Consider the following 19466-nt stretch of genomic DNA (forward strand, 5'->3'; position numbering starts at 1 on the left):
TCGACAACGCACATCGCCATGCCTACATAGCCGCCATGTCCGACTCCTTCGATCTTGGTGAACCTCCGCAGCCCAAAGCCGAGGCGTACCGCGTTCTCGCGCGGAAATACCGGCCGCAGACCTTTGCCGAGCTGATCGGCCAGGATGCGATGGTGCAGACGCTCGGCAATGCGATCAAACGCGATCGGCTCGCGCATGCGTTTCTGATGACCGGCGTGCGCGGGGTCGGCAAGACCTCGACCGCGCGGCTGATCGCCAAGGCGCTCAACTGCATCGGCCCGGACGGGCAGGGCGGCCCGACCATCGACCCGTGCGGTGTATGCGAACCGTGCCGCGCAATCGCCGAGGGGCGCCATATCGACGTGATCGAAATGGACGCCGCCAGCCACACCGGCGTCGACGACGTCCGCGAGATCATCGATGCGGCGCGCTATGCGGCGGTGTCGGCGCGGTTCAAGATCTACATCGTCGACGAAGTCCATATGCTCTCGAAGAACGCCTTCAACGCGCTGTTGAAGACGCTCGAGGAGCCGCCGGCGCATGTGAAGTTCCTGTTCGCGACCACCGAGGTCAACAAGGTGCCGGTGACGGTGCTGTCGCGCTGCCAGCGGTTCGATCTGCGCCGAATCCCCGCCGAGAAGCTCGCCGAGCACTTCGCTTTTGTGTCGCGGGCCGAAGGTGTCGAGGCCGAACCCGAAGCGCTTGGGCTGATCGCGCGTGCGGCCGAAGGATCGGCCCGCGACGGACTTTCGATTCTCGATCAGGCGATCGCGCATGCGGGGCAAGAAGGCGGCGGCGTGCGGGCGGACGCTGTGCGCGACATGCTCGGCCTGTCCGATCGTGGCGCGACGCGTGATCTGTTCGCGCTGCTGCTCGCTGGTGATGGGGCAGGGGCACTGGCATCGCTACGGCGGCAATATGATTTCGGCGTCGATCCGCTGAGCGTGTTGCGCGGGCTGCTGGAGACGGTTCACGGCGCGACTCTCGTCAAGCTCGGTGCCGGCATCGACGCCGGTCAATCGGTCGAGGAGCGCGACGCGCTCGCCGGCTGGGCGAGCGGGCTGTCGTTCGCGGCGCTGCACCGGCTCTGGCAATTGCTGCTCAAGGCGCATGAGGAAGTCGGCCGCGCCGCGCTGCCGATCGAGGCGTGCGAGATGGCGCTGCTGCGGCTCGTCCACGCATCGACGCTGCCCGATCCGGGCGAGCTCGCGAAGATGCTGGCGGAGGGCCGCGTCTCGATGGCGGCACCGGCCGCGCCCGCCGCCGCACCGACGCTCGCCCCGGCCGCCGAGGCCGCGTTGCCGGACACGATCGCCGCGCTGAGGACGTATCTCGACGACAATGGCGAGCAGGCGCTCGCCTCGAAAGTCTATTTCAGCGCCAGTGTCGTCCATTTCGCCGCGCCCGAGGTTGTGCTCAGCTCGGCGCGGCCCATTTCCGCCGATCTGGTGCGTGATCTGAACGTCGAGTTGAAGCGGTTGACCGGCAAGGTCTGGAAGGTGACGACCGCCGACGTGCCGGGCGCGCCGACGCTGCGCGAGCAGGACGATGCCGACAAGGAGAAGCGCCGTCTCGAAATTCTGGCGATGCCAGTGGTCAAAGCCGCGTTCGAAGCGTTTCCCGGTGCGGAACTCCTGCCCGACGAACTCGATCGCATCATAGCCCTGCAACGGAGTGAAGCATGAACAATCTCGAAGACATCATGGCCATGGCGCAGAACGTCCAGGCCGAACTCGAAAAGGCGCAGGCCGGCCTCGACACGATCGAAGTGCAGGGCGCGGCCGGCGGAGGGCTCGTCACGGTCACGGCTTCGGCGAAGGGGCGGATCATCGGGCTGAATATCGATGAATCGCTGCTCGCCGTGAGCGAGAAGCAGATGCTCGAAGATCTCGTCATCGCCGCGTTCAACGATGCGCGCGCCAAGGCCGATGCCGCGTCGGGCGCCGCGATGGCGAAGATGACGAGCGGTATCCCGCTGCCGCCGGGTTTCAAGCTGCCGTTCTGATCGACAGGGCCTGTTCGGGAACAATCGCGCGTGCCTCCTCGTTTTGTAAACACATAGGACGAGGAGCCGAGTGATGAGCGATGACCGTGTGACCGACACCCCGCATACCACGATCGTCGAGCGACGCGGCAGCGGTGCGACATGGCTGATCGCGATCGTCCTGGCGTTCGCGCTGGTGATCGGCTCGATGTTCCTGATGAACAAGAGCAAGAACGACACGATTCGCACCGATGCCGTGTCCGGCGCGGCCAAGGATATCGGCGACAGCGCTAAAAAGGTCGGCGATTCGGCGGCCAAGACTGCCGACGGCGCCACCCAGCCGTAAACAGTCTGCGGCGGTTCGCGATGAGCGCTTGCTCTTCGCGAACCGCTTCGCCTAAAGGGGCGCCTCCCGCGTCGGGGAGTGGCGCAGTCTGGTAGCGCGCCTGCTTTGGGAGCAGGATGTCGCAGGTTCGAATCCTGTCTCCCCGACCATTTTTCCGATACAACGTCTGGACGGTACGTGGACCGGCTTGCCAAGCTTACGAGCGGGCGGCAGGGTCGATCGCGATGAACCGCCCGCATCCTCTCCCCTCCGCGATCGTTCTCGGGGTGGATACCGCGATCGGGCTGACCGTCGTGCGGGAGTTGGGACGGTTTGGGGTGCCGGTCATCGGAATCGGGCGGTCCGCCTATTCGGTGGGCGGCGCATCGCGCTATTGCACGCGGTTCGTGCTGCGGCCCAAGCATCATGCGTTGGCCGAATGGCTGCCCGATCTGATCGCAGAAACCGCCGCCGCTGCGCTGATCTCGATCAGCGAGGGCGATTTGCTAGACTTGGCCGCGTTGCCCGACACGATCGGCGCATGCCGGGTGCTGACGCCGCGCAGGGCGAAGCTCGACATCGTGCTCGACAAGCTCAAGACGCTGGAGGCGGCGCGATCGGTTGGCATCCGCACGCCCGAGAGCTGGCAACCGCGCATCGGTGAGCCGCTCGCCGAGCGTGCCACGACGCTCGCCTATCCGGTTGTGCTCAAATGGAGCGACCCGCCGGCGATGTTCGCCCGGCTCGATGCTGCGGGGCTTGCGTTCGAGAAAGCGGAATACGCTGGCACGCCGGACGACCTCCTGCGCCGGCTCTCGCGCTACGAAGCGCTGGGCGCGTATCCGCTCGTGCAGAGCTGGGTCGGCGGCTATGGCTTCGGCCAGATGCTGATGATGGCGGACGGTGCCGCACGATTGCGCTTCCAGCATCGCCGCGTGCGCGAATATCCGGCGAGCGGCGGCGTCTCGACGTTGTGCGCCACCGTGTCGGCCGATCTGCACCGCGAGCAAATGGCGAAGTCCGAGGCGTTGCTCGCCGCGATCGGCTGGGAAGGGCCGGCGATGGTCGAATATCGCCACGAAGCCGCGACCGGGCGCTATTGGCTGATGGAGATCAACGGCCGCTTCTGGGGGAGCCTGCCGCTCGCCAGCCAGGCGGGCGCGTGCTTCGCGTGGGAGCAATATCGCCACGCCGTGCTGGGTGAACCCGCGGACGCGACGATCGCCTATCGCCCGCGCCGCGCGCGCTATGCCATCCCCGACACCAAGCGGCTCGTTCAGATCCTGCGCGATCCCGATATCGCCGGCGCGGGGCGTCCGCCGTTCAGCCGATGGCGCGAGGCGGCGGCGTACCTCGCCGAGTTCCTCAACCCGCGTACCGGCTATTACATATGGTCCTGGGCTGATCCCAAGCCGCTGCTGCGCGACGTGACCGGCATCCTCGCCAAGCTCAAGCGTTAGGCGGTCTCGGACCCTGTCTGATCCGTTCGTGCTGAGCCTGTCGAAGCACGTGCCTCAGGCGCCTTGCTCCGGGCCCGTCCTTCGACTTCGCTCAGGACGAACGGAGATGGGGGCGAGAATGCCGCTGACACCGCACCCGGAAAAGCGGCGGCAAGAACGGGAATCGCGGTGGCGATCCGCTTCAGGCAGGCGCGTGTATAGGCGTCACTGAGTTCATAGGGATCGTGCAGGTGCGGTGTCGCCGGCCGCGTGTAGAGGCCGAGCAACGTGCGCGGTATCGCCGCCAGCGCCGGGTCGCCGGCGAGCTTGCGCAGATGGCGGGTCTCCATCGCGAGCAGCAGATCGCCCTCGGCGGGGGTGTAATCCTGCACGCGCAGCGAGCGGTGTGCGCCGAGATCATGCCCCATCGCCGCCGCCGCCGCCGTGACCGGGGGATGCGCGGGCTTGTCGTTGGCGGTCGACAGGCCGAACGAGGCGGTGTTGAGGCCGTGTTTGCGCGCCAGCACGTCGGCGAAAGCGCTCCGGCAGATGTTGCCGTGGCAGACGAACACCAGCCGGCGGATCGCGGTCGGATCGGGCAAGGACACGCCCCCGTCGCCAAGGGCGAGTTCGGCCCGCGTCAGCGCGAGCCGGACCAGCCCGCGAAACGTGCCGTAGCGCGTGTCGATCATCTCCATACAAGGCAGGCGGATAGCGCCGAGGCGTTAAGGAGCGGATAAACGCACACGCGATGTTAACGCCGAGTTGGCATCGCTGGCGAGCATATGGCCGAAGTCCTCGTCACGATCGACACGGAATTGTCCTCGCGCCTGCATCGGCACGGCGCGAGCCTCGCCGACAATCTCGACCGGTCGATCGCGGGGCGAGTCGGCGATGCGGCGTATGGCGTCGGCTGGCAGATGGACGAACTGGAACGCGCCGGGCTGAAGGGCGTGTTCTTCGTCGATCCGATGCCGGCGCTCGCGCATGGCCCGGATTTCCTCGCGCCAATGATCGCGCCGATGCTTTCGCGCGGGCATGAGGTGCAATTGCATATCCATACCGAGTGGCTCGAATGGGCAGCGCACGCGCCGGTCGGTGGACTAAGGCGGAACATCGGCGATTTCGAACTGGCCGAGCAGATCACGCTGCTGACGCTCGCCCGCGACCTGCTCACCGCCGCCGGCGCCCCGCGCCCGACCGCGTTTCGCGCGGGCAATTACGGCGCGGACGATCGCACCCTCGCCGCGCTGGCGACGCTCGGCATGACGTGGGACAGCAGCGTCAACATCGGCTGCCCCGACGATAGCTGCCGCATCAGCCGCAAGACGCATGCGCCGGTCGATGTGGGTGGTGTGGCCGAACTGCCGGTATCGGGGCTGCTCGATCGGCCGGGACATTTTCGTCCCGCGCAGATTTGCGCGCTCTCGGCCTGGGAGATGCGCGCGGCGCTGCGCCATGCCGCGACGGGCGACGACCCGTTCGTGATCGTGACGCACAGTTTCGAGATGCTCTCGCGCGACCGGAGGCGGCCCAACCGGATGGTGATGCGCCGTTTCCGAGCGATGTGCGAGGCGATCGCGGCACATCCCGGCCTGCGCAGCGCTGGGTTTCGCGATCTCGATCCGGTCGCGGTACTGGCGAAGGCGAAAGCGGCGAAGCCCTTGTTGGCGGCCAACCGGGTTCGAACAGCGGGCCGGATGGTGGAACAGGCGATCGCCACCGCATTGTACGAGCGTGCCGCCTGACCTAATCGCGCTTGAGCGCTTCGGGCTTGTGCGCGGCCTGCTTGCCTTCCTCGGTTTCGACGATGAACTGGGGCGCTTCCTTGCTGGCGGCGACCTTGTGGCCCTTGATCGCGGTTTCGGAGGTCTGCGTCTTCACCACCGTGCCGTGCGCGGTGCCGCCGTGGCTCTTCCACGAGACCTTGTCGCCCTTCTTCAGATGAATCGCCATCGCGCCGCTCCTTGCTGTCGGTAAGACGGGGCAGGGGCCGCTTCGGTTCCGCGCGATCGATTCGGGTTGGCGGCATGGGCGATCTGTCCTAAGCGCCCGATCGAGCGGGTCGGTGACGATCCGCTCATGATCGCGTCGGTGCCCCGAGAGGGGCTGAAAACGGGAATATGGTGCGGGCCGCCCGGCCCAAATCCATAGCTGTCCCTGCAACTGTAAGCGGCGAGCGCGATGCACTGGCCCGGATCCGTCCGGGCGGCCACTGGCGGATGCCAACATCCGCTGGGAAGGCGTGCATCAAGCCCTGACCCGTGAGCCAGGAGACCTGCCGGCGTCGTGGTCGCTCTTGCCAAGGTCCAGGAACAGGCCGTGGCACGGTCCTCCGTCTGAGCGACGAACGGGTTCCGGCGAAGCATTGCTTTGCCGAACCCGGACCCTGCGGCCGGGGCCGCAAGGGTCGCGTGGTGTCAGGCGCCGATCGGCGTCCGCCTGGCGCACATGCGATCGGTCGTTCGCGCGCGCGGACGGCTCGCCCCAGCCGTGCCTTCGCTCGACGCCTGGGGGTAAGACTATGAAGAACACCGTGATTTCGTTGCTGGCGCTGACGATCGCCACGCCGGCGCTGGCGCAGAGCGTGCCCGACGATACCACCACCGACAGCGTGACCGACACGGTCGTCGTCACCGCAGCCCGCGCCAGCGGCGGCATCTCGACCGCGACGCTCGGGTCTTCGGCGACGGTGCTGTCGGCGCAGGATCTCGCCGACCGCCAGACGGTGATCGTGTCGGACGTGTTGCGCGACGTGCCCGGCGTCTCGGTCAACCGCACCGGCGCGGTCGGCGGGATGACGCAGGTGCGGATTCGCGGCGCCGAGAGCAACCATACGCTCGTGCTGATCGACGGCATCGAGGCGGCCGATCCCTATTACGGCGAATATGATTTCGCCTCGCTGCTCGCCGATCCCGGCGCGCGCGTGGAAGTGCTGCGCGGTGAGCAGAGCGCGCTCTACGGATCGGACGCGATCGGCGGCGTCATCAACTATATCACCGCGACCGGACGCGAGATGCCGGGCTTCGCCGGCAATATCGAGGCGGGATCGTTCAACACCGTCAACGGTGCGGCGCGCGGGGCCGGCACGGTCGGCGATTTCGATTATGCGGTCGGCGGGTCGTATTCGGGGATCGGCGGCTATGTCGTCGCGCCGGAGGGCGATCGGCGGATCGGGTCGAAGATCGGCGCCGTCAACGGCAAGTTCGGCTATCGCTCGGGCGGCTTCGCGCTGCGGGGCGTGGTGCGTTACACCCACATCGACGCCGATCTCAACGATCAGGATTATGTCGCCACCGGCAATGCGATCGACTCGGGCGGGATGTATCTGAATGACGCCGTCTATGCGCTGGTCGGCGCGCACTACGACACCGCAGACGGACGCTGGAGCAACGATCTAAGCGCGCAATTGCAGGATTCGCAGCGCCACTATTTCGATGACAGTGGCGCCGAAACCACCGGCGACACCGGGCGCCGCAAGAAGGTCTCGTTCGTCTCCGCGCTCAAGCTCGGCGACGATATGGTCAGCCACGTCATCACCGGCGCGGTCGATTATGAGCATGAGGAATATCGCGGCACCTCGGCGTTTATCACCGGCAGTAACCCGTTCAACAGCACGGACAATTGGGGGCTGGTCGGCCAGTATCAATTGACCGTCGGCGGGCGCCTCGGCCTCGGCGCGGCAGTACGTCACGATATCAACGAGCGGTTCCGCGACACAACGACGTGGCACCTTCAGGCCAGCTACCGCCTCGACAGCGGCACGCGCCTCCACGCGGCGGGCGGGACGGGCGTCAAGGCGCCGGTCTTCTCCGAACTGTTCGGCTATTCGCCCACCAGCGGCTTCGTCGGCAACCCCAACCTGAAGCCCGAGGAATCGACCGGCTGGGAGGCGGGCATCGAGCAGTCCTTCCTTGCCGGGCATGGTCGCATCGATGTGACCTACTTCAACGCGGTGCTGCGCCACAAGATCGTCAGCACGTTCGCGCCCGTCTACACTGTCATCAACGCGACCGGATCGTCGCCGCATCAGGGTGTCGAGGTATCGGCCAATTTCGATCTGCCGGCGGGGTTCCGGTTCGACGGCAGCTACACCTATCTCGACGCGCATGACGAAGCCGATGTCGTGCTGACCCGCCGCCCGTCGCACATCGGCAGCGCCAACCTCGCGTGGCGTGCGAAGAGCGACCGTTTCGGCGCGAACCTGACGATGCGCTACAATGGCGACTCGCGCGACAGCAATTTCGCGACCTTCGCGACCGAGACATTGAAGGCCTACACGCTCGTCAACTTCGGCGCCGACGTGACGCTCGCGCGCGGGCTGTCGCTGTTCGGGCGAGTCGAGAATCTGCTCGATACCGATTACCGCGAGAATGTCGGGGTCCGCAGCCCGGGCCGGGCCGGCTACGGCGGCATCAAGGCGCGGATCTGATGCGCGACCGTACAGAGGCGGAGCACGCCGACAAGATGCGCAAGCGCCAGGCCGCGCACGACCGGATCGTCGCGGCCAAGACGGTCGAGAAGGGGCTCGTCATCGTCTATACCGGCACGGGCAAGGGCAAGACCACCGCCGCGCTCGGCATGGTGGTGCGCGCGATCGGGCACGGGCAGAAGGTCGGCGTCGTCCAGTTCGTCAAAGGCGCGATGGCGACGGGGGAGAAAGCCGTGTTCGACCGCTTTCCCGAGCTTGTCGAATTCAAGCCGATGGGCGAAGGCTTCACCTGGGACACACAGGATCGCGCCCGCGACATCGCTGTCGCGCGCACCGCCTGGGACGAGGTGAAGCGGATGATCGCCGATCCGAGCTATGCGATGGTGGTGGCGGACGAACTCAACATCGTCTTGCGCTACGACTATCTGCCGCTCGCCGAGGTGCTGGCGGCGCTCGCCGCCAAGCCGGCGATGACTCACGTCGTCATCACCGGGCGCAACGCGCCGCAACCTTTGGTCGACGTGGCCGATCTCGTTACCGAGATGACGTTGGTCAAGCATCCGTTCCGCGAGCAAGGCGTGAAGGCGCAGGCGGGGGTGGAGTTTTGACTCTCCACGGGGGGTTAGCGCGTGCGGGCTGCCGCGATCTGCCGCGCGAGACTTTGCGCCGCCTGCACATAGGCCGGGCCGCCGCACACCGTCCACGCTTGCGGGAGGCGCAAACGCGGGATGTGATCGAGGATCGGGTGGTGGAGCATCTCGGTGCCCTGATCGACGACATGATCGGACCCGGTTTCAACGATCAGATAGTCCGGTTTCGCGGCGATCATCTCCTCCAGAGACACCTGCGACAGCGCGGGTTTGCCGAGCTTGGCGGCAAGGTTGGTCAGTCCGACCCGATTCATCATGTCGTCGACCAGCGTGCCGGTGCCGGTCATGTACCCGCGCCGCTGGTAATAGGCGCCGACCGGGTGGCCGGGCGCTCGGGGCAGCGCGGCGAGATCGCGGTTCATCCGCGCAATCAGCGCTTCGCCGCGCTCCGGATGGCCGACCGCGCGCGCAACCTGACGGATTTGCGCAACGATATCGGCGTAGCTGCTCGCCCATGCGAGATCGACGACGGGATAGTGGTGCGGCGCAAGCACCGCCATCATCCCGCCCTGAAAGGGCGGCGTTCCGACGATCAGATCGGGGTCGATCGCGAGGATCTCCTCGGCGGACTGGCCGAGGATATGCAGCCCGCGCACGCGCGCCGCGACGGCGGACATCTCCGCGTCGGTCGCGTTGCGGGTCAGCCCGGCGATCTGGTCGCGATCGGCCAGATCGACCAGCAATTGATCGGCGCACAGGTTGAGCGAGACGATGCGGCGCGGCGCGTGCGACGGCGCGGCAGCCGTCGCACCGAGCGCGAGCAGTATCGGCAGAAGGCGGCGTATCATTGCGACGCCCATAAGCGAACGCTTCAGCGAGACAAGCAAGGCGATCACCCACCACGGAGCTTCCGGTGAGAACCGGCATCCCGCGCGGTGGGCGCGCCGCACTGATCGGCGGCCTGATCGCGCTGATGATCGCCGCGGGCGTCGCCTCGCTCGCGCTGGGATCGGTGTCGCTCGCGCCGACCCGCGTCCTCGCGGCGCTGGTCGGGCGGGGCGATCCGGTCGCGACCGCGATCGTGATCGAGCTGCGTCTTCCCCGCACGATCCTGGGCCTCGCGGTCGGGGCGATGCTCGGGCTGGCCGGAGCGGCGTTGCAGGGATATTTGCGCAATCCGCTCGCCGAGCCCTCCGTGCTGGGCGCTTCGAACGCGGCAGCGCTCGGCGCGGTCGGCGCAATCTATTTCGGACTGGCCGAACTGAACCCGATCGTGCTGCCGGTACTGGCGATCGCGGCGGCGCTCGTGTCGCTGGCGCTGCTGTTCACGCTGGCAGGTCGGTCGGAAAGCCCGCTCACGCTGATTCTCGCCGGGATCGCGGTGTCGACGCTGGCGGGGGCGGCGATCAGTCTCGCGCTCAATCTGTCGCCCAATCCGTTCGCGGCGATGGAGATCATGACGTGGCTGCTCGGCAGTCTGGAAAACCGGTCGTTCCAGCATGTCTGGATCGCGCTGCCCTGCATCGCGGTGGGCGCGGCGTTGCTGCTGTTCGACGGCCACGCACTCGACGCGCTGACGCTCGGCGAGGATGGCGCACGCGCGCTCGGCACCGATCTGCGCGCGACCCGGTTGCGGCTGTTGCTCGGCGTGGCGATCGGCGTGGGTGGCGCGGTGGCGGTGTCGGGGTCGATCGGGTTCGTCGGGCTGATCGTACCGCATCTGGTGCGCCCGCTGACCGACCGAAGCCCCTCGGCGATCCTGCTGCCCTCGGCGCTGGCCGGCGCGGTGCTGCTGACCTTCGCGGACATCGGCGTGCGGCTGATCCCCTCGACCAACGAACTCAAGCTCGGCGTGGTGACCGCGTTCCTCGGCGTGCCGGTGTTCCTCGCCTATCTGATGCGCGAGCGACGGCTATGGTGACGATCGCGCTGAGCGATGTCGGGGTGTCGCTCGGGCGGCGACCGGTGGTGCATGACGTAAACGCGGTGCTGGCGCCCGGCGCTGTGGTCGGGATCGTTGGCCCCAATGGCGCGGGCAAATCGACGTTGCTGAGGGCAACGCTCGGGCTGGTCGCATCGACGGGCAGCATATGCGTGGACGATGTGCCGCTCGCGCGCATGGCGCGAGGCGTGGCCGCGCGGACGCTCGCCTATCTGCCGCAGGGGCAGACGTTGCACTGGCCGCTCACGGTCGAACGACTCGTCACGCTAGGTCGCCTGCCGCACCTCGCGCCGATGTCACGCCTTTCCGATGCCGATGCCGCCGCAGTTGAACGGGCGCTGGAACGGGCTGGTGTCGCGGATTTACGCGAGCGGATCGCCACAGACCTTTCGGGCGGCGAACGCGCGCGTGTCCTGCTCGCCCGCGCGCTCGCGGTCGAGGCGCCGGGGCTGCTCGCCGACGAGCCGCTTGCATCGCTCGATCCCGGGCACCAGATCGACGTGATGGACCTGCTCCGCGCCGAGGCACGGGGCGGGGCGCTGGTCGTGACGGTGCTGCACGATCTGACGATGGCGGCGCGCTATTGCGACCGCGTGTTGTTGATGGATGCCGGCACGATCGTCGCCGATGGCGTGCCCCTCGACGTGCTCACGCCCGAGCGGCTGCGCGCGGTCTACGGCATCACCGCGACGATCGAGCGATTTGGCGAAACCGTGACGATCGTACCTACCGGGCGCGCGTATTGACGGGCCGTACCACCGCAGCTACCGCGCCGGGTGCGACAGGTTCCCCGGCGACGGGGATGAAAAGGGAACGGGAGAACCCCGGCTGCCCCTGCAACTGTAAGCGGCGAGCCATCGCGCCACAGGCCATTGGGATCGCAAGATCCCGAGAAGGCGGCGCGAACCGGCACTGACCCGCGAGCCAGGAGACCTGCCCGTCGCGGTCGTCCTTCGTGCGGACAGGGTGTGCCGGGCGAACGGGGGTGAACCCGAGAGGCGACATGGTTGGACCGCGTTTCGCGGTGTGCCGTGTCGTGGACATGGCGCATCGCGCGCGGCCCATGTCGTGGGTGCCGTTCGATGTCTCAGTGTCTCTCGCGTCTTATGCTTCCGCGCGCGGTGTCCGTATAATGCTCAGGCGAGTCGAGGATGGTCCGGCGGTTGTCGCGTGCAACACCTGCCGCCATACACCCGACGCGCGCGAGGATGCGGCGGGTCTGCGTGGCGGCGCGCACCTCGTCGCGGCGTTGCGCGCGGTGAAGGCGTCGGACTCGCGGTACGCGGGCATCGCGGTGCAGGAAATGCCGTGTCTGTTCGCTTGCGCGGACTTCTGCACGGTGCATCTGCGCGCGCCGAACAAGGTCGGCTACGTGCTCGGCCGCTTCGCGCCCGACGCGGAGGCGGCGAGGGCGATCCTCGATTACGCGGTCGAATACGCCGGGAGCGAACATGGTCGCGTGCCTTTCGCGCGATGGCCGCAGGGTGTGAAGGGCCACTTCATCACACGCACCCCGCCGCCGGGCTTCGTCGCCGAATGACCTTCGCGACGATAGCCGATGTCGAGGCCGCGCTGGCGGCCTCGATCGCGCCCGATGCGGAGGCCATCGCGCAGGCGCGGGCACGACAGGCGCAGTTGACCAAACCCCCCGGCTCGCTCGGCCGGCTGGAGGAGATCGCGGTTTTCTTCGCCGGCTGGCAAGGGCGCGCACGACCACGGATCGGGCGCGGGCGCGTGGCGGTGTTCGCGGGCAACCACGGGATAGTCGCGCATAATGTGAGCGCTTTTCCGGCGGCGGTAACGGCGCAGATGGTCGCCACCTTCGAGCATGGCGGCGCCGCGATCAACGCGCTCGCCCGTGCAGCCGGGCTGGACCTCAAGGTCGTGGCGCTCGATCTCGACCGTCCGACCGCCGATTTCACCACGGCGCCGGCGATGACAGAGGCGGAATGCCTCGCCGCGCTCTCCGCCGGCGCGGCAACCGTCGAGGCCGGGCTGGACCTGCTCGTGCTGGGCGAAATGGGGATCGGCAATACCACCGCCGCCGCGGCGTTGTGCGCGCGGAGTCTGGGTGGCGACGGGTCGACCTGGGTCGGGCCGGGCACGGGAATCGACGACGCCGGCATCGCGCGCAAAGTCGCGGTGGTGGACCGCGCCATTGCGCACCACGCCGACGCACCGATGACGGCGTTCGAGACGCTGCGCCGGGTCGGCGGGCGTGAGATCGCGGCGATTGCGGGTGCGGTACTGCGGGCGCGGGAATTGCGCGTGCCGGTGCTGCTCGATGGGTTTATCTGCTGTTCGGCGGTCGCGCCGCTCGCTGCGGCGGCACCAGCTTCGATCGCGCATTGTCTCGCCGGCCATTGTTCGGCCGAGCCGGGGCACGCGCGCCTGCTGGCCGCGCTCGGGCTGGAGCCGATCCTCCAGCTCGACATGCGGCTCGGCGAGGCGAGCGGCGCGGCGGTCGCGGCCGGGGTCGTCCGCGCGGCGCTGGCCGCGCATGACGGCATGGCGACCTTCACCGAAGCCGGCGTGTCGGGCGCGGGATGACGCCGTTCGTTTTGCACCTGCTACGCCACGGTGCCCCCGAGATCCCCGGGCGGCTGATCGGCCGCACCGATGTCGCGCCGACTGACGAGGGTATCCGCGCCTGCCGCGATCAGGCCCGCGATCTGGATATCGAGGCTGTGGTAAGCTCCGACCTCGCCCGTGCCCGGCTCGCTGCGCAGGCGATCGGCGGCGATCTCGGCGTGCCGGTCGCGATCGACGCGCGCTGGCGTGAACTCGATTTCGGGGCGTGGGATGGGCTTGCGACCAGTCAGATCGATCCGGTCGCGCTCGGCCGTTTCTGGGACGATCCCGATGCCGCGCCACCGCCCGACGGCGAGCGCTGGTCGGCGTTGGCGGCGCGCGTGGCGGCGGCGATCGCCGCCTTGCCGCCACGCACGACGTTGATCGTCACCCACGGCGGGGCGATGCGCGCGGCGCTTGCCGTGTCGTGCGGGTTCGAACAGCGCCAGCTCTGGGCGTTCGACCTGCCCTATGCGGCGATGCTCAGCCTCAAGATATGGCCGGGAAGCCCGCGCACCGCGCAGATCATGGCGCTGTGGCCGTGAGGGGGCTGCTGCTCGCCATCCAGTTCCTGACACGGTTGCCGACGCCGCGCGGAACCGCGAGCGATGCGGATTTCGCCGCGTCGATCCGCTGGTTCCCGTTGGTCGGGCTGCTGATCGGCGCGCTGGTCGCGGGCGCTGGCTGGCTGGCGCGAGGCGATGCCTGGATCGGCGCGCTGGCGGCGCTGGCGGTGTGGATCGGCGTGACCGGCGCACTGCACCTCGACGGTCTCGCCGACCTGACCGACGCGCGCGGCGCGGCGCATGGCGACCGCGCGCGGCTGCTCGCGGTCCTCGCCGATCCGCATGTGGGCAGCTTCGGCGTGGTCGCGCTCGTCTTGCAGATCGTCGCCAAGCTGGTGCTGCTGCATGCGCTGGTGACGGCGGGGCTGTGGGCGCCGCTCGTGCTGATCCCGTTCGCGGCGCGGATCGGGCCGCTGGTGTGGACTCGCTGGCTGCCGCCGCTGCACGCGGGGCTCGCCTCGAGGTTTCGGGCGGCGGTGCGGCGCGTGGATATCGCGGTCTGGATGGTGGTGCTGGTGAGCGTGGCGTTCGTATGGCCGGCGATCCTCGTCACCCCGCTACTGCTGGCGGGATGGGCGCTATACCTGCGCCGCGCGATCGGCGGCATTTCGGGCGATGGCCACGGCGCGGGGATCGAACTGGTCGAGACCGCCTTGCTGGTGGCGGCGTTGCTGTGAGCTGGACGCATCATGGCGGCCGGCTGGCCGAAGCGCGGGCAGCGTTCGGCGATACCGGCGCAACGTGGCTCGACCTGTCGACGGGCATCAATCCCCACGCGTGGCCTGGGGCCGGCGAGGTGGCGATCGACTGGGCGCGCCTGCCCGATGAGAGCGAACTGCGCGCGTTGGAGGCTGCGGCGGCGGCGTATTTCGGCGTCGATCAAGATTATGTCGCTGCGCTGCCGGGTACCGAGATCGGCCTGAGGCTGATCGGGACATTGCTGTCGGGTCCGGCGCGACACCTCGCACCGACCTACCGCACGCATGCCGAGATGGTCGCGGACAGTGTGCCGATCGATTCGCTTTCGGCGGCTTCGGACGGAATCGTCATCGTCGCCAATCCCAACAATCCCGATGGGCGCGTCCTGCCTGCGCAGGCTCTGCTGGCAGCGCATGATCGCCTGCGCGCGCGCGGCGGCTGGCTGGTGGTGGACGAAGCCTTCGCCGATGCCTGTGTGACCGACGCACCGATCAGCGTCGCCCCGCACGTCGCCGACGGCACCCGGCTGATCGTGTTCCGCTCGTTCGGCAAGTTCTTCGGTTTGGCAGGAATGCGGCTCGGCTTCGTGATCGCGCCGCGCGCAATGATCGCGAAGGTGCGCGCGCTGCTCGGCGCGTGGCCGGTGTCCGCCGCTGCCATCGCGATCGGCTCTGCCGCATACCGCGATGCGGACTGGATCGTGACGATGCGCGAACGGCTGGCGCAGGACGCTGCCGATCTCGACGGCATGCTGCTCGGGCGCGGCCTTGTGGCGATCGGCGCGTGCCCGCTGTTTCGGCTCGTCGATGTGGCGGATGCCAGTGCGACCTTCGCGCGGCTTGCCCGCCACGCGATCCTGACGCGACCGTTCGACTATGATCCGCGCTGGCTCCGTCTCGGTCTGCCGGGGAGCGCCGCCGCGTTGGACCGCCTCGAACGGGCGCTGGCGGATGGCTGAGCCGGTCGCGCTGGTCGCGCTTGCAGTGGAGGCGGCGGTCGGCTGGCCGGCGGGACTGTATGCCCGCATCGGCCATCCCGTCGGCGCGTTCGCGGCAATCATCTCGGGCTGCGAGACGCGGTTGAACCGGCCATCACGGCCCTTCGCGGCACGGCGGATGGCGGGCGTCGGTGTCGTCCTGGTGCTGACCGTGCTCGTCGGCGGCACGGCGTTCGGGCTTCAACGCGGGTCCGCGATGTTGGGCGAATGGGGCTGGGTCGCCTGCGCGTTGCTCGCGGTGCCCGGGCTGGCGCAGCGCAGCCTGTTCGATCATGTCCGCGCGGTGCAGATCGCCCTGCTGAACGGCGATCTCAAACGGGCGCGCGGCGCCGTCGCCATGATCGTTGGCCGCGATACGCGAACGCTCGACACCGCCGGCGTGGCGCGCGCCGCGATCGAGAGCCTCGCCGAGAGCTTTTGCGACGGCGTCGCCGCGCCGTTATTCTGGCTGCTCGTCGGGGGATTGCCGGGTTTGTGGGTCTACAAGGCGATCAACACCGCCGACAGCCTGATCGGCCACCGCGAGCCGCGCTGGCGTGCCTTCGGCTGGGCGGCGGCGCGCACCGACGATGCGCTCAACCTGATCCCGGCGCGGCTCGCTGGTGTGCTGTTGTGCCTCGTCGGCGCGGGCGGCTGGCGGACGCTGTGGCGCGACGCGGGCAAGCACGCTTCGCCCAATGCCGGCTGGACCGAGGCGGCGATGGCTGGCGCGCTTGGCCTCAGCCTCGCCGGCCCGATCGCCTATGACAATGTCGTCGCAGCGAAACCGTGGATCGGCGACGGCCGCCGCGATGCCGATGCGGGTGACATCGGCCATGCGCTCGCGCTGTATGTCCGCGCTTGTCTCGCGCTGTGGCTGGTAGCAGGAGTCGTCGCATGGGCGCTGTGATGTTTCAGGGCACCGGCTCCGATGTCGGCAAGTCGGTGCTGGTCGCGGGCGTGTGCCGGGCGCTGGCCAACCGTGGCCTCCGCGTGCTCCCCTTCAAGCCGCAGAACATGTCGAACAACGCCGCCGTCACCGTCGACGGCGGCGAAATCGGCCGCGCGCAGGCGCTTCAGGCGCTCGCATGTCGTGTCGAACCGCACACCGACATGAACCCGGTGCTGCTCAAGCCGCAGGCCGACCGCACCTCGCAACTGATCGTCCACGGTCGCGTGCGCGGCACGATCGGCGGCGGGAATTTCCGCGAGGCGCGCGGGAGCCTGCTCGGCGAGGTGATGGCGAGCTACCGCCGCCTGCAAAGCGCGTGCGACGTTGTCGTGGTGGAGGGCGCCGGCTCGCCCGCCGAGATCAACCTGCGCGCCGGCGACATCGCCAACATGGGGTTCGCGCGCGAGGCGGGCGTGCCGGTCGTGCTGATCGGCGATATCGATCGCGGCGGGGTGATCGCCGCGATCGTCGGCACGCGCGCGGTGATCGACCCGGCCGACGCGGCGATGATCCGGGGGTTCGTCATCAACAAGTTCCGTGGCGATCCGGCGCTGTTCGAGGATGGCTATCGCCAGATCGAGGCCTTGGCGGGCTGGCCCGGGTTCGGCGTGGTGCCGTGGCTCGCCGCCACCGCGCGGTTGCCGAGCGAGGATGCCGTCGTGCTCGAACGCTCCAGTGGGTCGCCCTCGGGCGCGTTGGTGGTCGCGTGTCCGATCCTACCGCGCATCTCGAACTTCGACGATCTCGATCCGTTGAAGCTGGAGCCGGCCGTGGACCTGCGGATGGTGCCGCTCGGTACGGCGATCCCGGCGGAAGCTGCGCTCGTCATCCTGCCTGGATCGAAGGCGACGATCGCCGATCTCGCCGCGCTTCGCCGCGAAGGCTGGGACATCGACATCCTCGCGCATCACCGGCGGGGTGGCGCGGTGCTGGGTCTGTGCGGCGGCTATCAGATGCTCGGCCGCCGCGTTGTCGATCCGCACGGCATCGAAGGCCCGGCGGGCGAGGCGGCGGGGCTGGGTCTGCTCGACGTCGAGACGGTGCTGACCGCCGGCAAGGCGCTGCGCCCGGTGACGGGCCGCGCGCACGGCGCGCCGTTCCACGGCTATGAGATGCACATGGGCGAGACGCATGGCCCGGATGCCGAACGCGCGTTCGCGACGTTCGACAATGGTGGCGTCGATGGCGCGATCAGCGCGAACGGCCGGGTGATGGGCAGCTATGTCCACGGCCTGCTCGCCGATCCGCAGCAGCGCGCGGCTATGCTCGCGCGGCTCGGCCCGGAGGCGAGCGGACGCGATTACCATGCCAGCGTCGATGCCGCGCTCGACGAGATCGCCGCCGAACTGGAGCGCCACCTCGATATCGACGCGATCCTCGCGCTCGCGCGCGACGCGGCATGACGTCGCTGTTCGTGCTCGGCGGTGCGCGATCGGGCAAGAGCCGCTATGCGCAGGCGCGCGCCGAGGCGATGCCGGGCGAACTGATCTTCATCGCCACCGCGCAGGCGTTCGACACCGAGATGACCGACCGCATCGCCCGCCACCGCGCCGACCGCGACGTGCGCTGGCGGACGGTCGAAGCGCCGCTCGCGCTGCCGGAGGCGATCGTCGAATATAGCGCGCCCGGACGGGTGCTGCTGGTCGATTGCCTGACCCTGTGGACCTCCAACCTTCTGCTCGGCGAACACGATATCGACGCCGCGAGTGCCGCGCTGGACCGGGCCGTAATCGCCGCGCCCGGCGCGGTGATCCTCGTCGCCAACGAGGTCGGGCTGGGGATCGTCCCCGACAACGCGCTCGCGCGGCGGTTCCGCGATCATGCCGGGCTGCTCAACCAGCGGATCGCCGCCGCCGCCGATACGGTCGTTCTCGTCACCGCAGGGTTGCCGTTATCGCTCAAATAGCGGGGTTGCGCCGGCACGCGCGAGGGGCGACCTGAAGCGCAACACGCAAGGACATTCGCCATGAAGAGCATCGGATTTCTCTCGTTCGGCCATTGGTCGCCCTCCGCGCAATCGGCGACGCACTCGGCCTCGGACGTGCTGCTGCAATCGATCGACCTCGCTGTCGCAGCCGAGGAACTCGGTGCCGACGGCGCGTACTTCCGCGTCCACCATTTTGCGCAGCAGCTCGCTTCGCCGTTTCCGCTGCTCGCGGCGGTTGGCGCGAAGACCAGCCGGATCGAGATCGGCACCGGCGTGATCGACATGCGGTACGAGAACCCGTTCTACATGGTCGAGGATGCCGGCTCGGCAGACCTGATCTCGCGCGGGCGGCTCCAGCTCGGCATCAGCCGTGGATCACCCGAACAGGTGATCGAGGGCTGGCGGCATTTCGGCTATGCGCCCGCCGAGGGTGAGAGCGATGCCGACATGGGCCGTCGCCATGCCGAGGTGTTTCTCGATCTCCTCGACGGCAAGGGCTTCGCGCAGCCAGCGCCGCGCCCGATGTTCCCCAATCCGCCCGGCCTGCTCCGGCTGGAACCGCATGCGCCGGGGCTTCGGCGGCGGATCTGGTGGGGGTCTGGTGCCAACGCCACCGCGCTTTGGGCTGCACAGCACGGCATGAACCTGCAAAGCTCGACGCTCAAGGCCGACGAAAGCGGTGAGCCGTTCCACGTCCAGCAGGCCAGGCAGATCCGCCTCTACCGCGAGGCGTGGAAGGCCGCCGGGCACGATTGGGAGCCACGCGTTTCGGTGTCACGTTCGATCTTCGCGCTGATGAACGATCGTGACCGCGCCTATTTCGGACGCGGCGACAGCAGCGATCAAATCGGCATCATCGATAATATGCGCGCGGTGTTCGGCCGTTCGTATGCGGCCGAGCCCGACGCCCTCGTCAAGCAACTCCGCGAGGACGAGGCGATCGCCGAAGCCGATACGCTGCTGCTGACGGTGCCCAACCAGCTCGGCGTCGATTACAACGCGCACGTCCTCGACGCCATCCTGACTCACGTCGCGCCGGCACTCGGCTGGCGCTAAGCTACCC

General features: G+C 68.6%; 21 protein-coding genes, 1 tRNA gene and 2 riboswitches. Of the genes, 19 read left to right on the forward strand and 3 right to left on the reverse strand.

What is annotated here, in order from left to right; all coding sequences use genetic code 11:
* The first annotated feature begins 35 nt into the window (after positions 1 to 35).
* The 5 genes from J0A91_RS13335 to J0A91_RS13355 all read left to right on the forward strand — a co-directional run bounded on the left by J0A91_RS13335 (position 36) and on the right by J0A91_RS13355 (position 3769).
* Positions 36 to 1685: a DNA polymerase III subunit gamma/tau gene (locus tag J0A91_RS13335; protein ID WP_069205321.1), complete on the forward strand. Its 1650-nt coding sequence runs from the start codon at positions 36 to 38 to the stop codon at positions 1683 to 1685.
* Entirely contained in the window at positions 1682 to 2005 is a 324-nt protein-coding gene (locus J0A91_RS13340; protein ID WP_069205322.1) for a YbaB/EbfC family nucleoid-associated protein, read from the forward strand. Before J0A91_RS13335 ends, J0A91_RS13340 begins: the two co-directional genes overlap by 4 nt.
* Positions 2006 to 2078: 73 nt before the next feature.
* Complete coding sequence (locus tag J0A91_RS13345) at positions 2079 to 2330, forward strand: hypothetical protein (RefSeq protein WP_069205323.1); 252 nt, start codon at positions 2079 to 2081, stop codon at positions 2328 to 2330.
* 72 nt (positions 2331 to 2402) lie between these two features.
* Positions 2403 to 2479 (forward strand) — tRNA-Pro (locus tag J0A91_RS13350).
* A 75-nt stretch (positions 2480 to 2554) separates the two neighbouring features.
* On the forward strand, positions 2555 to 3769 hold the full coding sequence (locus J0A91_RS13355) for a carboxylate--amine ligase (RefSeq protein ID WP_069205324.1): 1215 nt from the start codon (positions 2555 to 2557) through the stop codon (positions 3767 to 3769).
* Here the strand turns inward: J0A91_RS13355 and J0A91_RS13360 are convergent.
* Positions 3766 to 4446, reverse strand: a complete 681-nt coding sequence (locus J0A91_RS13360) for an arsenate-mycothiol transferase ArsC (protein WP_069205325.1) — start codon at positions 4444 to 4446, stop codon at positions 3766 to 3768. The two genes, J0A91_RS13355 and J0A91_RS13360, sit on opposite strands and share 4 nt — an antisense overlap.
* Before the next feature lie 87 nt (positions 4447 to 4533).
* On the opposite strand from J0A91_RS13360, the gene J0A91_RS13365 reads away from it, so the two are divergent.
* Entirely contained in the window at positions 4534 to 5496 is a 963-nt protein-coding gene (locus tag J0A91_RS13365; RefSeq protein WP_069205326.1) for a polysaccharide deacetylase family protein, read from the forward strand.
* 1 nt (position 5497) lies between these two features.
* On the opposite strand, the gene J0A91_RS13370 is transcribed toward J0A91_RS13365, so the two are convergent.
* On the reverse strand, positions 5498 to 5704 hold the full coding sequence (locus J0A91_RS13370; protein WP_069205327.1) for a hypervirulence associated TUDOR domain-containing protein: 207 nt from the start codon (positions 5702 to 5704) through the stop codon (positions 5498 to 5500).
* Positions 5705 to 5823: 119 nt separating this feature from the next.
* Positions 5824 to 6048: riboswitch (cobalamin riboswitch) on the forward strand.
* Between the two features lie 224 nt (positions 6049 to 6272).
* Between J0A91_RS13370 and J0A91_RS13375 the strand changes: the two genes are divergently transcribed.
* Both J0A91_RS13375 and cobO read left to right on the forward strand, forming a co-directional pair.
* A complete protein-coding gene (locus J0A91_RS13375) occupies positions 6273 to 8180 on the forward strand; it encodes a TonB-dependent receptor plug domain-containing protein (protein ID WP_069205328.1) in 1908 nt (635 codons plus the stop codon).
* Complete coding sequence (cobO, locus tag J0A91_RS13380) at positions 8180 to 8788, forward strand: cob(I)yrinic acid a,c-diamide adenosyltransferase (protein ID WP_069205329.1); 609 nt, start codon at positions 8180 to 8182, stop codon at positions 8786 to 8788. Before J0A91_RS13375 ends, cobO begins: the two co-directional genes overlap by 1 nt.
* Positions 8789 to 8802: 14 nt before the next feature.
* On the opposite strand, the gene J0A91_RS13385 is transcribed toward cobO, so the two are convergent.
* Entirely contained in the window at positions 8803 to 9618 is an 816-nt protein-coding gene (locus tag J0A91_RS13385) for an ABC transporter substrate-binding protein (protein ID WP_206364907.1), read from the reverse strand.
* A 125-nt stretch (positions 9619 to 9743) separates the two neighbouring features.
* On the opposite strand from J0A91_RS13385, the gene J0A91_RS13390 reads away from it, so the two are divergent.
* The 11 genes from J0A91_RS13390 (at position 9744) to J0A91_RS13440 (ending at position 19459) form a co-directional block, all read left to right on the forward strand.
* Positions 9744 to 10691 (forward strand): FecCD family ABC transporter permease, encoded by a 948-nt coding sequence (locus J0A91_RS13390; protein ID WP_069207306.1) that lies wholly within the window; start codon positions 9744 to 9746, stop codon positions 10689 to 10691.
* The gene (locus J0A91_RS13395; RefSeq protein ID WP_069205331.1) at positions 10685 to 11458 is read left to right on the forward strand and encodes an ABC transporter ATP-binding protein; all 774 of its coding nucleotides are present in this window, start codon (positions 10685 to 10687) and stop codon (positions 11456 to 11458) included. The genes J0A91_RS13390 and J0A91_RS13395 overlap by 7 nt, the downstream gene beginning before the upstream one ends.
* 20 nt (positions 11459 to 11478) lie before the next feature.
* Positions 11479 to 11667: riboswitch (cobalamin riboswitch) on the forward strand.
* Between the two features lie 177 nt (positions 11668 to 11844).
* The gene (locus tag J0A91_RS13400) at positions 11845 to 12252 is read left to right on the forward strand and encodes a DUF1636 domain-containing protein (RefSeq protein WP_069207307.1); all 408 of its coding nucleotides are present in this window, start codon (positions 11845 to 11847) and stop codon (positions 12250 to 12252) included.
* Positions 12249 to 13262 carry a nicotinate-nucleotide--dimethylbenzimidazole phosphoribosyltransferase gene (gene cobT / locus J0A91_RS13405; protein ID WP_069205332.1) on the forward strand — a complete coding sequence of 338 codons (1014 nt, stop codon included), beginning with the start codon at positions 12249 to 12251 and terminating at the stop codon, positions 13260 to 13262. The genes J0A91_RS13400 and cobT overlap by 4 nt, the downstream gene beginning before the upstream one ends.
* The gene (locus J0A91_RS13410) at positions 13259 to 13828 is read left to right on the forward strand and encodes a histidine phosphatase family protein (protein ID WP_069205333.1); all 570 of its coding nucleotides are present in this window, start codon (positions 13259 to 13261) and stop codon (positions 13826 to 13828) included. Before cobT ends, J0A91_RS13410 begins: the two co-directional genes overlap by 4 nt.
* On the forward strand, positions 13825 to 14526 hold the full coding sequence (locus tag J0A91_RS13415; RefSeq protein ID WP_069207308.1) for an adenosylcobinamide-GDP ribazoletransferase: 702 nt from the start codon (positions 13825 to 13827) through the stop codon (positions 14524 to 14526). The genes J0A91_RS13410 and J0A91_RS13415 overlap by 4 nt, the downstream gene beginning before the upstream one ends.
* Positions 14523 to 15506, forward strand: coding sequence for a threonine-phosphate decarboxylase CobD (cobD, locus tag J0A91_RS13420; RefSeq protein WP_069205334.1), 984 nt, complete (start codon positions 14523 to 14525; stop codon positions 15504 to 15506). Before J0A91_RS13415 ends, cobD begins: the two co-directional genes overlap by 4 nt.
* The gene (gene cbiB, locus J0A91_RS13425; RefSeq protein ID WP_069205335.1) at positions 15499 to 16434 is read left to right on the forward strand and encodes an adenosylcobinamide-phosphate synthase CbiB; all 936 of its coding nucleotides are present in this window, start codon (positions 15499 to 15501) and stop codon (positions 16432 to 16434) included. The genes cobD and cbiB overlap by 8 nt, the downstream gene beginning before the upstream one ends.
* Complete coding sequence (locus tag J0A91_RS13430; RefSeq protein ID WP_069205336.1) at positions 16422 to 17879, forward strand: cobyric acid synthase; 1458 nt, start codon at positions 16422 to 16424, stop codon at positions 17877 to 17879. Before cbiB ends, J0A91_RS13430 begins: the two co-directional genes overlap by 13 nt.
* Positions 17876 to 18382 (forward strand): bifunctional adenosylcobinamide kinase/adenosylcobinamide-phosphate guanylyltransferase, encoded by a 507-nt coding sequence (gene cobU, locus J0A91_RS13435; RefSeq protein WP_069205337.1) that lies wholly within the window; start codon positions 17876 to 17878, stop codon positions 18380 to 18382. Before J0A91_RS13430 ends, cobU begins: the two co-directional genes overlap by 4 nt.
* 60 nt (positions 18383 to 18442) lie before the next feature.
* Complete coding sequence (locus tag J0A91_RS13440) at positions 18443 to 19459, forward strand: LLM class flavin-dependent oxidoreductase (protein WP_069205338.1); 1017 nt, start codon at positions 18443 to 18445, stop codon at positions 19457 to 19459.
* The last annotated feature ends 7 nt before the right edge of the window (positions 19460 to 19466 follow it).

This window comes from Sphingomonas panacis, assembly GCF_001717955.1.
In the GTDB taxonomy this organism is placed as follows: domain Bacteria; phylum Pseudomonadota; class Alphaproteobacteria; order Sphingomonadales; family Sphingomonadaceae; genus Sphingomonas; species Sphingomonas panacis.

Bases quoted from the DNA above. Each gene is read 5' to 3' on its own strand.
- J0A91_RS13360 (WP_069205325.1), bottom strand. From the start codon at position 4,446: ATGGAGATGATCGACACGCGCTACGGCACGTTTCGCGGGCTGGTCCGG.
- J0A91_RS13390 (WP_069207306.1), top strand. From the start codon at position 9,744: ATGATCGCCGCGGGCGTCGCCTCGCTCGCGCTGGGATCGGTGTCGCTC.
- J0A91_RS13385 (WP_206364907.1), bottom strand. From the start codon at position 9,618: ATGATACGCCGCCTTCTGCCGATACTGCTCGCGCTCGGTGCGACGGCT.
- J0A91_RS13345 (WP_069205323.1), top strand. From the start codon at position 2,079: ATGAGCGATGACCGTGTGACCGACACCCCGCATACCACGATCGTCGAG.
- J0A91_RS13335 (WP_069205321.1), top strand. From the start codon at position 36: ATGTCCGACTCCTTCGATCTTGGTGAACCTCCGCAGCCCAAAGCCGAG.
- J0A91_RS13410 (WP_069205333.1), top strand. From the start codon at position 13,259: ATGACGCCGTTCGTTTTGCACCTGCTACGCCACGGTGCCCCCGAGATC.
- cobU (WP_069205337.1), top strand. From the start codon at position 17,876: ATGACGTCGCTGTTCGTGCTCGGCGGTGCGCGATCGGGCAAGAGCCGC.
- cbiB (WP_069205335.1), top strand. From the start codon at position 15,499: ATGGCTGAGCCGGTCGCGCTGGTCGCGCTTGCAGTGGAGGCGGCGGTC.
- J0A91_RS13375 (WP_069205328.1), top strand. From the start codon at position 6,273: ATGAAGAACACCGTGATTTCGTTGCTGGCGCTGACGATCGCCACGCCG.
- cobT (WP_069205332.1), top strand. From the start codon at position 12,249: ATGACCTTCGCGACGATAGCCGATGTCGAGGCCGCGCTGGCGGCCTCG.
- J0A91_RS13440 (WP_069205338.1), top strand. From the start codon at position 18,443: ATGAAGAGCATCGGATTTCTCTCGTTCGGCCATTGGTCGCCCTCCGCG.
- J0A91_RS13430 (WP_069205336.1), top strand. From the start codon at position 16,422: ATGGGCGCTGTGATGTTTCAGGGCACCGGCTCCGATGTCGGCAAGTCG.
- J0A91_RS13355 (WP_069205324.1), top strand. From the start codon at position 2,555: ATGAACCGCCCGCATCCTCTCCCCTCCGCGATCGTTCTCGGGGTGGAT.
- J0A91_RS13400 (WP_069207307.1), top strand. From the start codon at position 11,845: ATGCTCAGGCGAGTCGAGGATGGTCCGGCGGTTGTCGCGTGCAACACC.
- J0A91_RS13365 (WP_069205326.1), top strand. From the start codon at position 4,534: ATGGCCGAAGTCCTCGTCACGATCGACACGGAATTGTCCTCGCGCCTG.
- J0A91_RS13370 (WP_069205327.1), bottom strand. From the start codon at position 5,704: ATGGCGATTCATCTGAAGAAGGGCGACAAGGTCTCGTGGAAGAGCCAC.
- J0A91_RS13340 (WP_069205322.1), top strand. From the start codon at position 1,682: ATGAACAATCTCGAAGACATCATGGCCATGGCGCAGAACGTCCAGGCC.
- J0A91_RS13395 (WP_069205331.1), top strand. From the start codon at position 10,685: ATGGTGACGATCGCGCTGAGCGATGTCGGGGTGTCGCTCGGGCGGCGA.
- cobO (WP_069205329.1), top strand. From the start codon at position 8,180: ATGCGCGACCGTACAGAGGCGGAGCACGCCGACAAGATGCGCAAGCGC.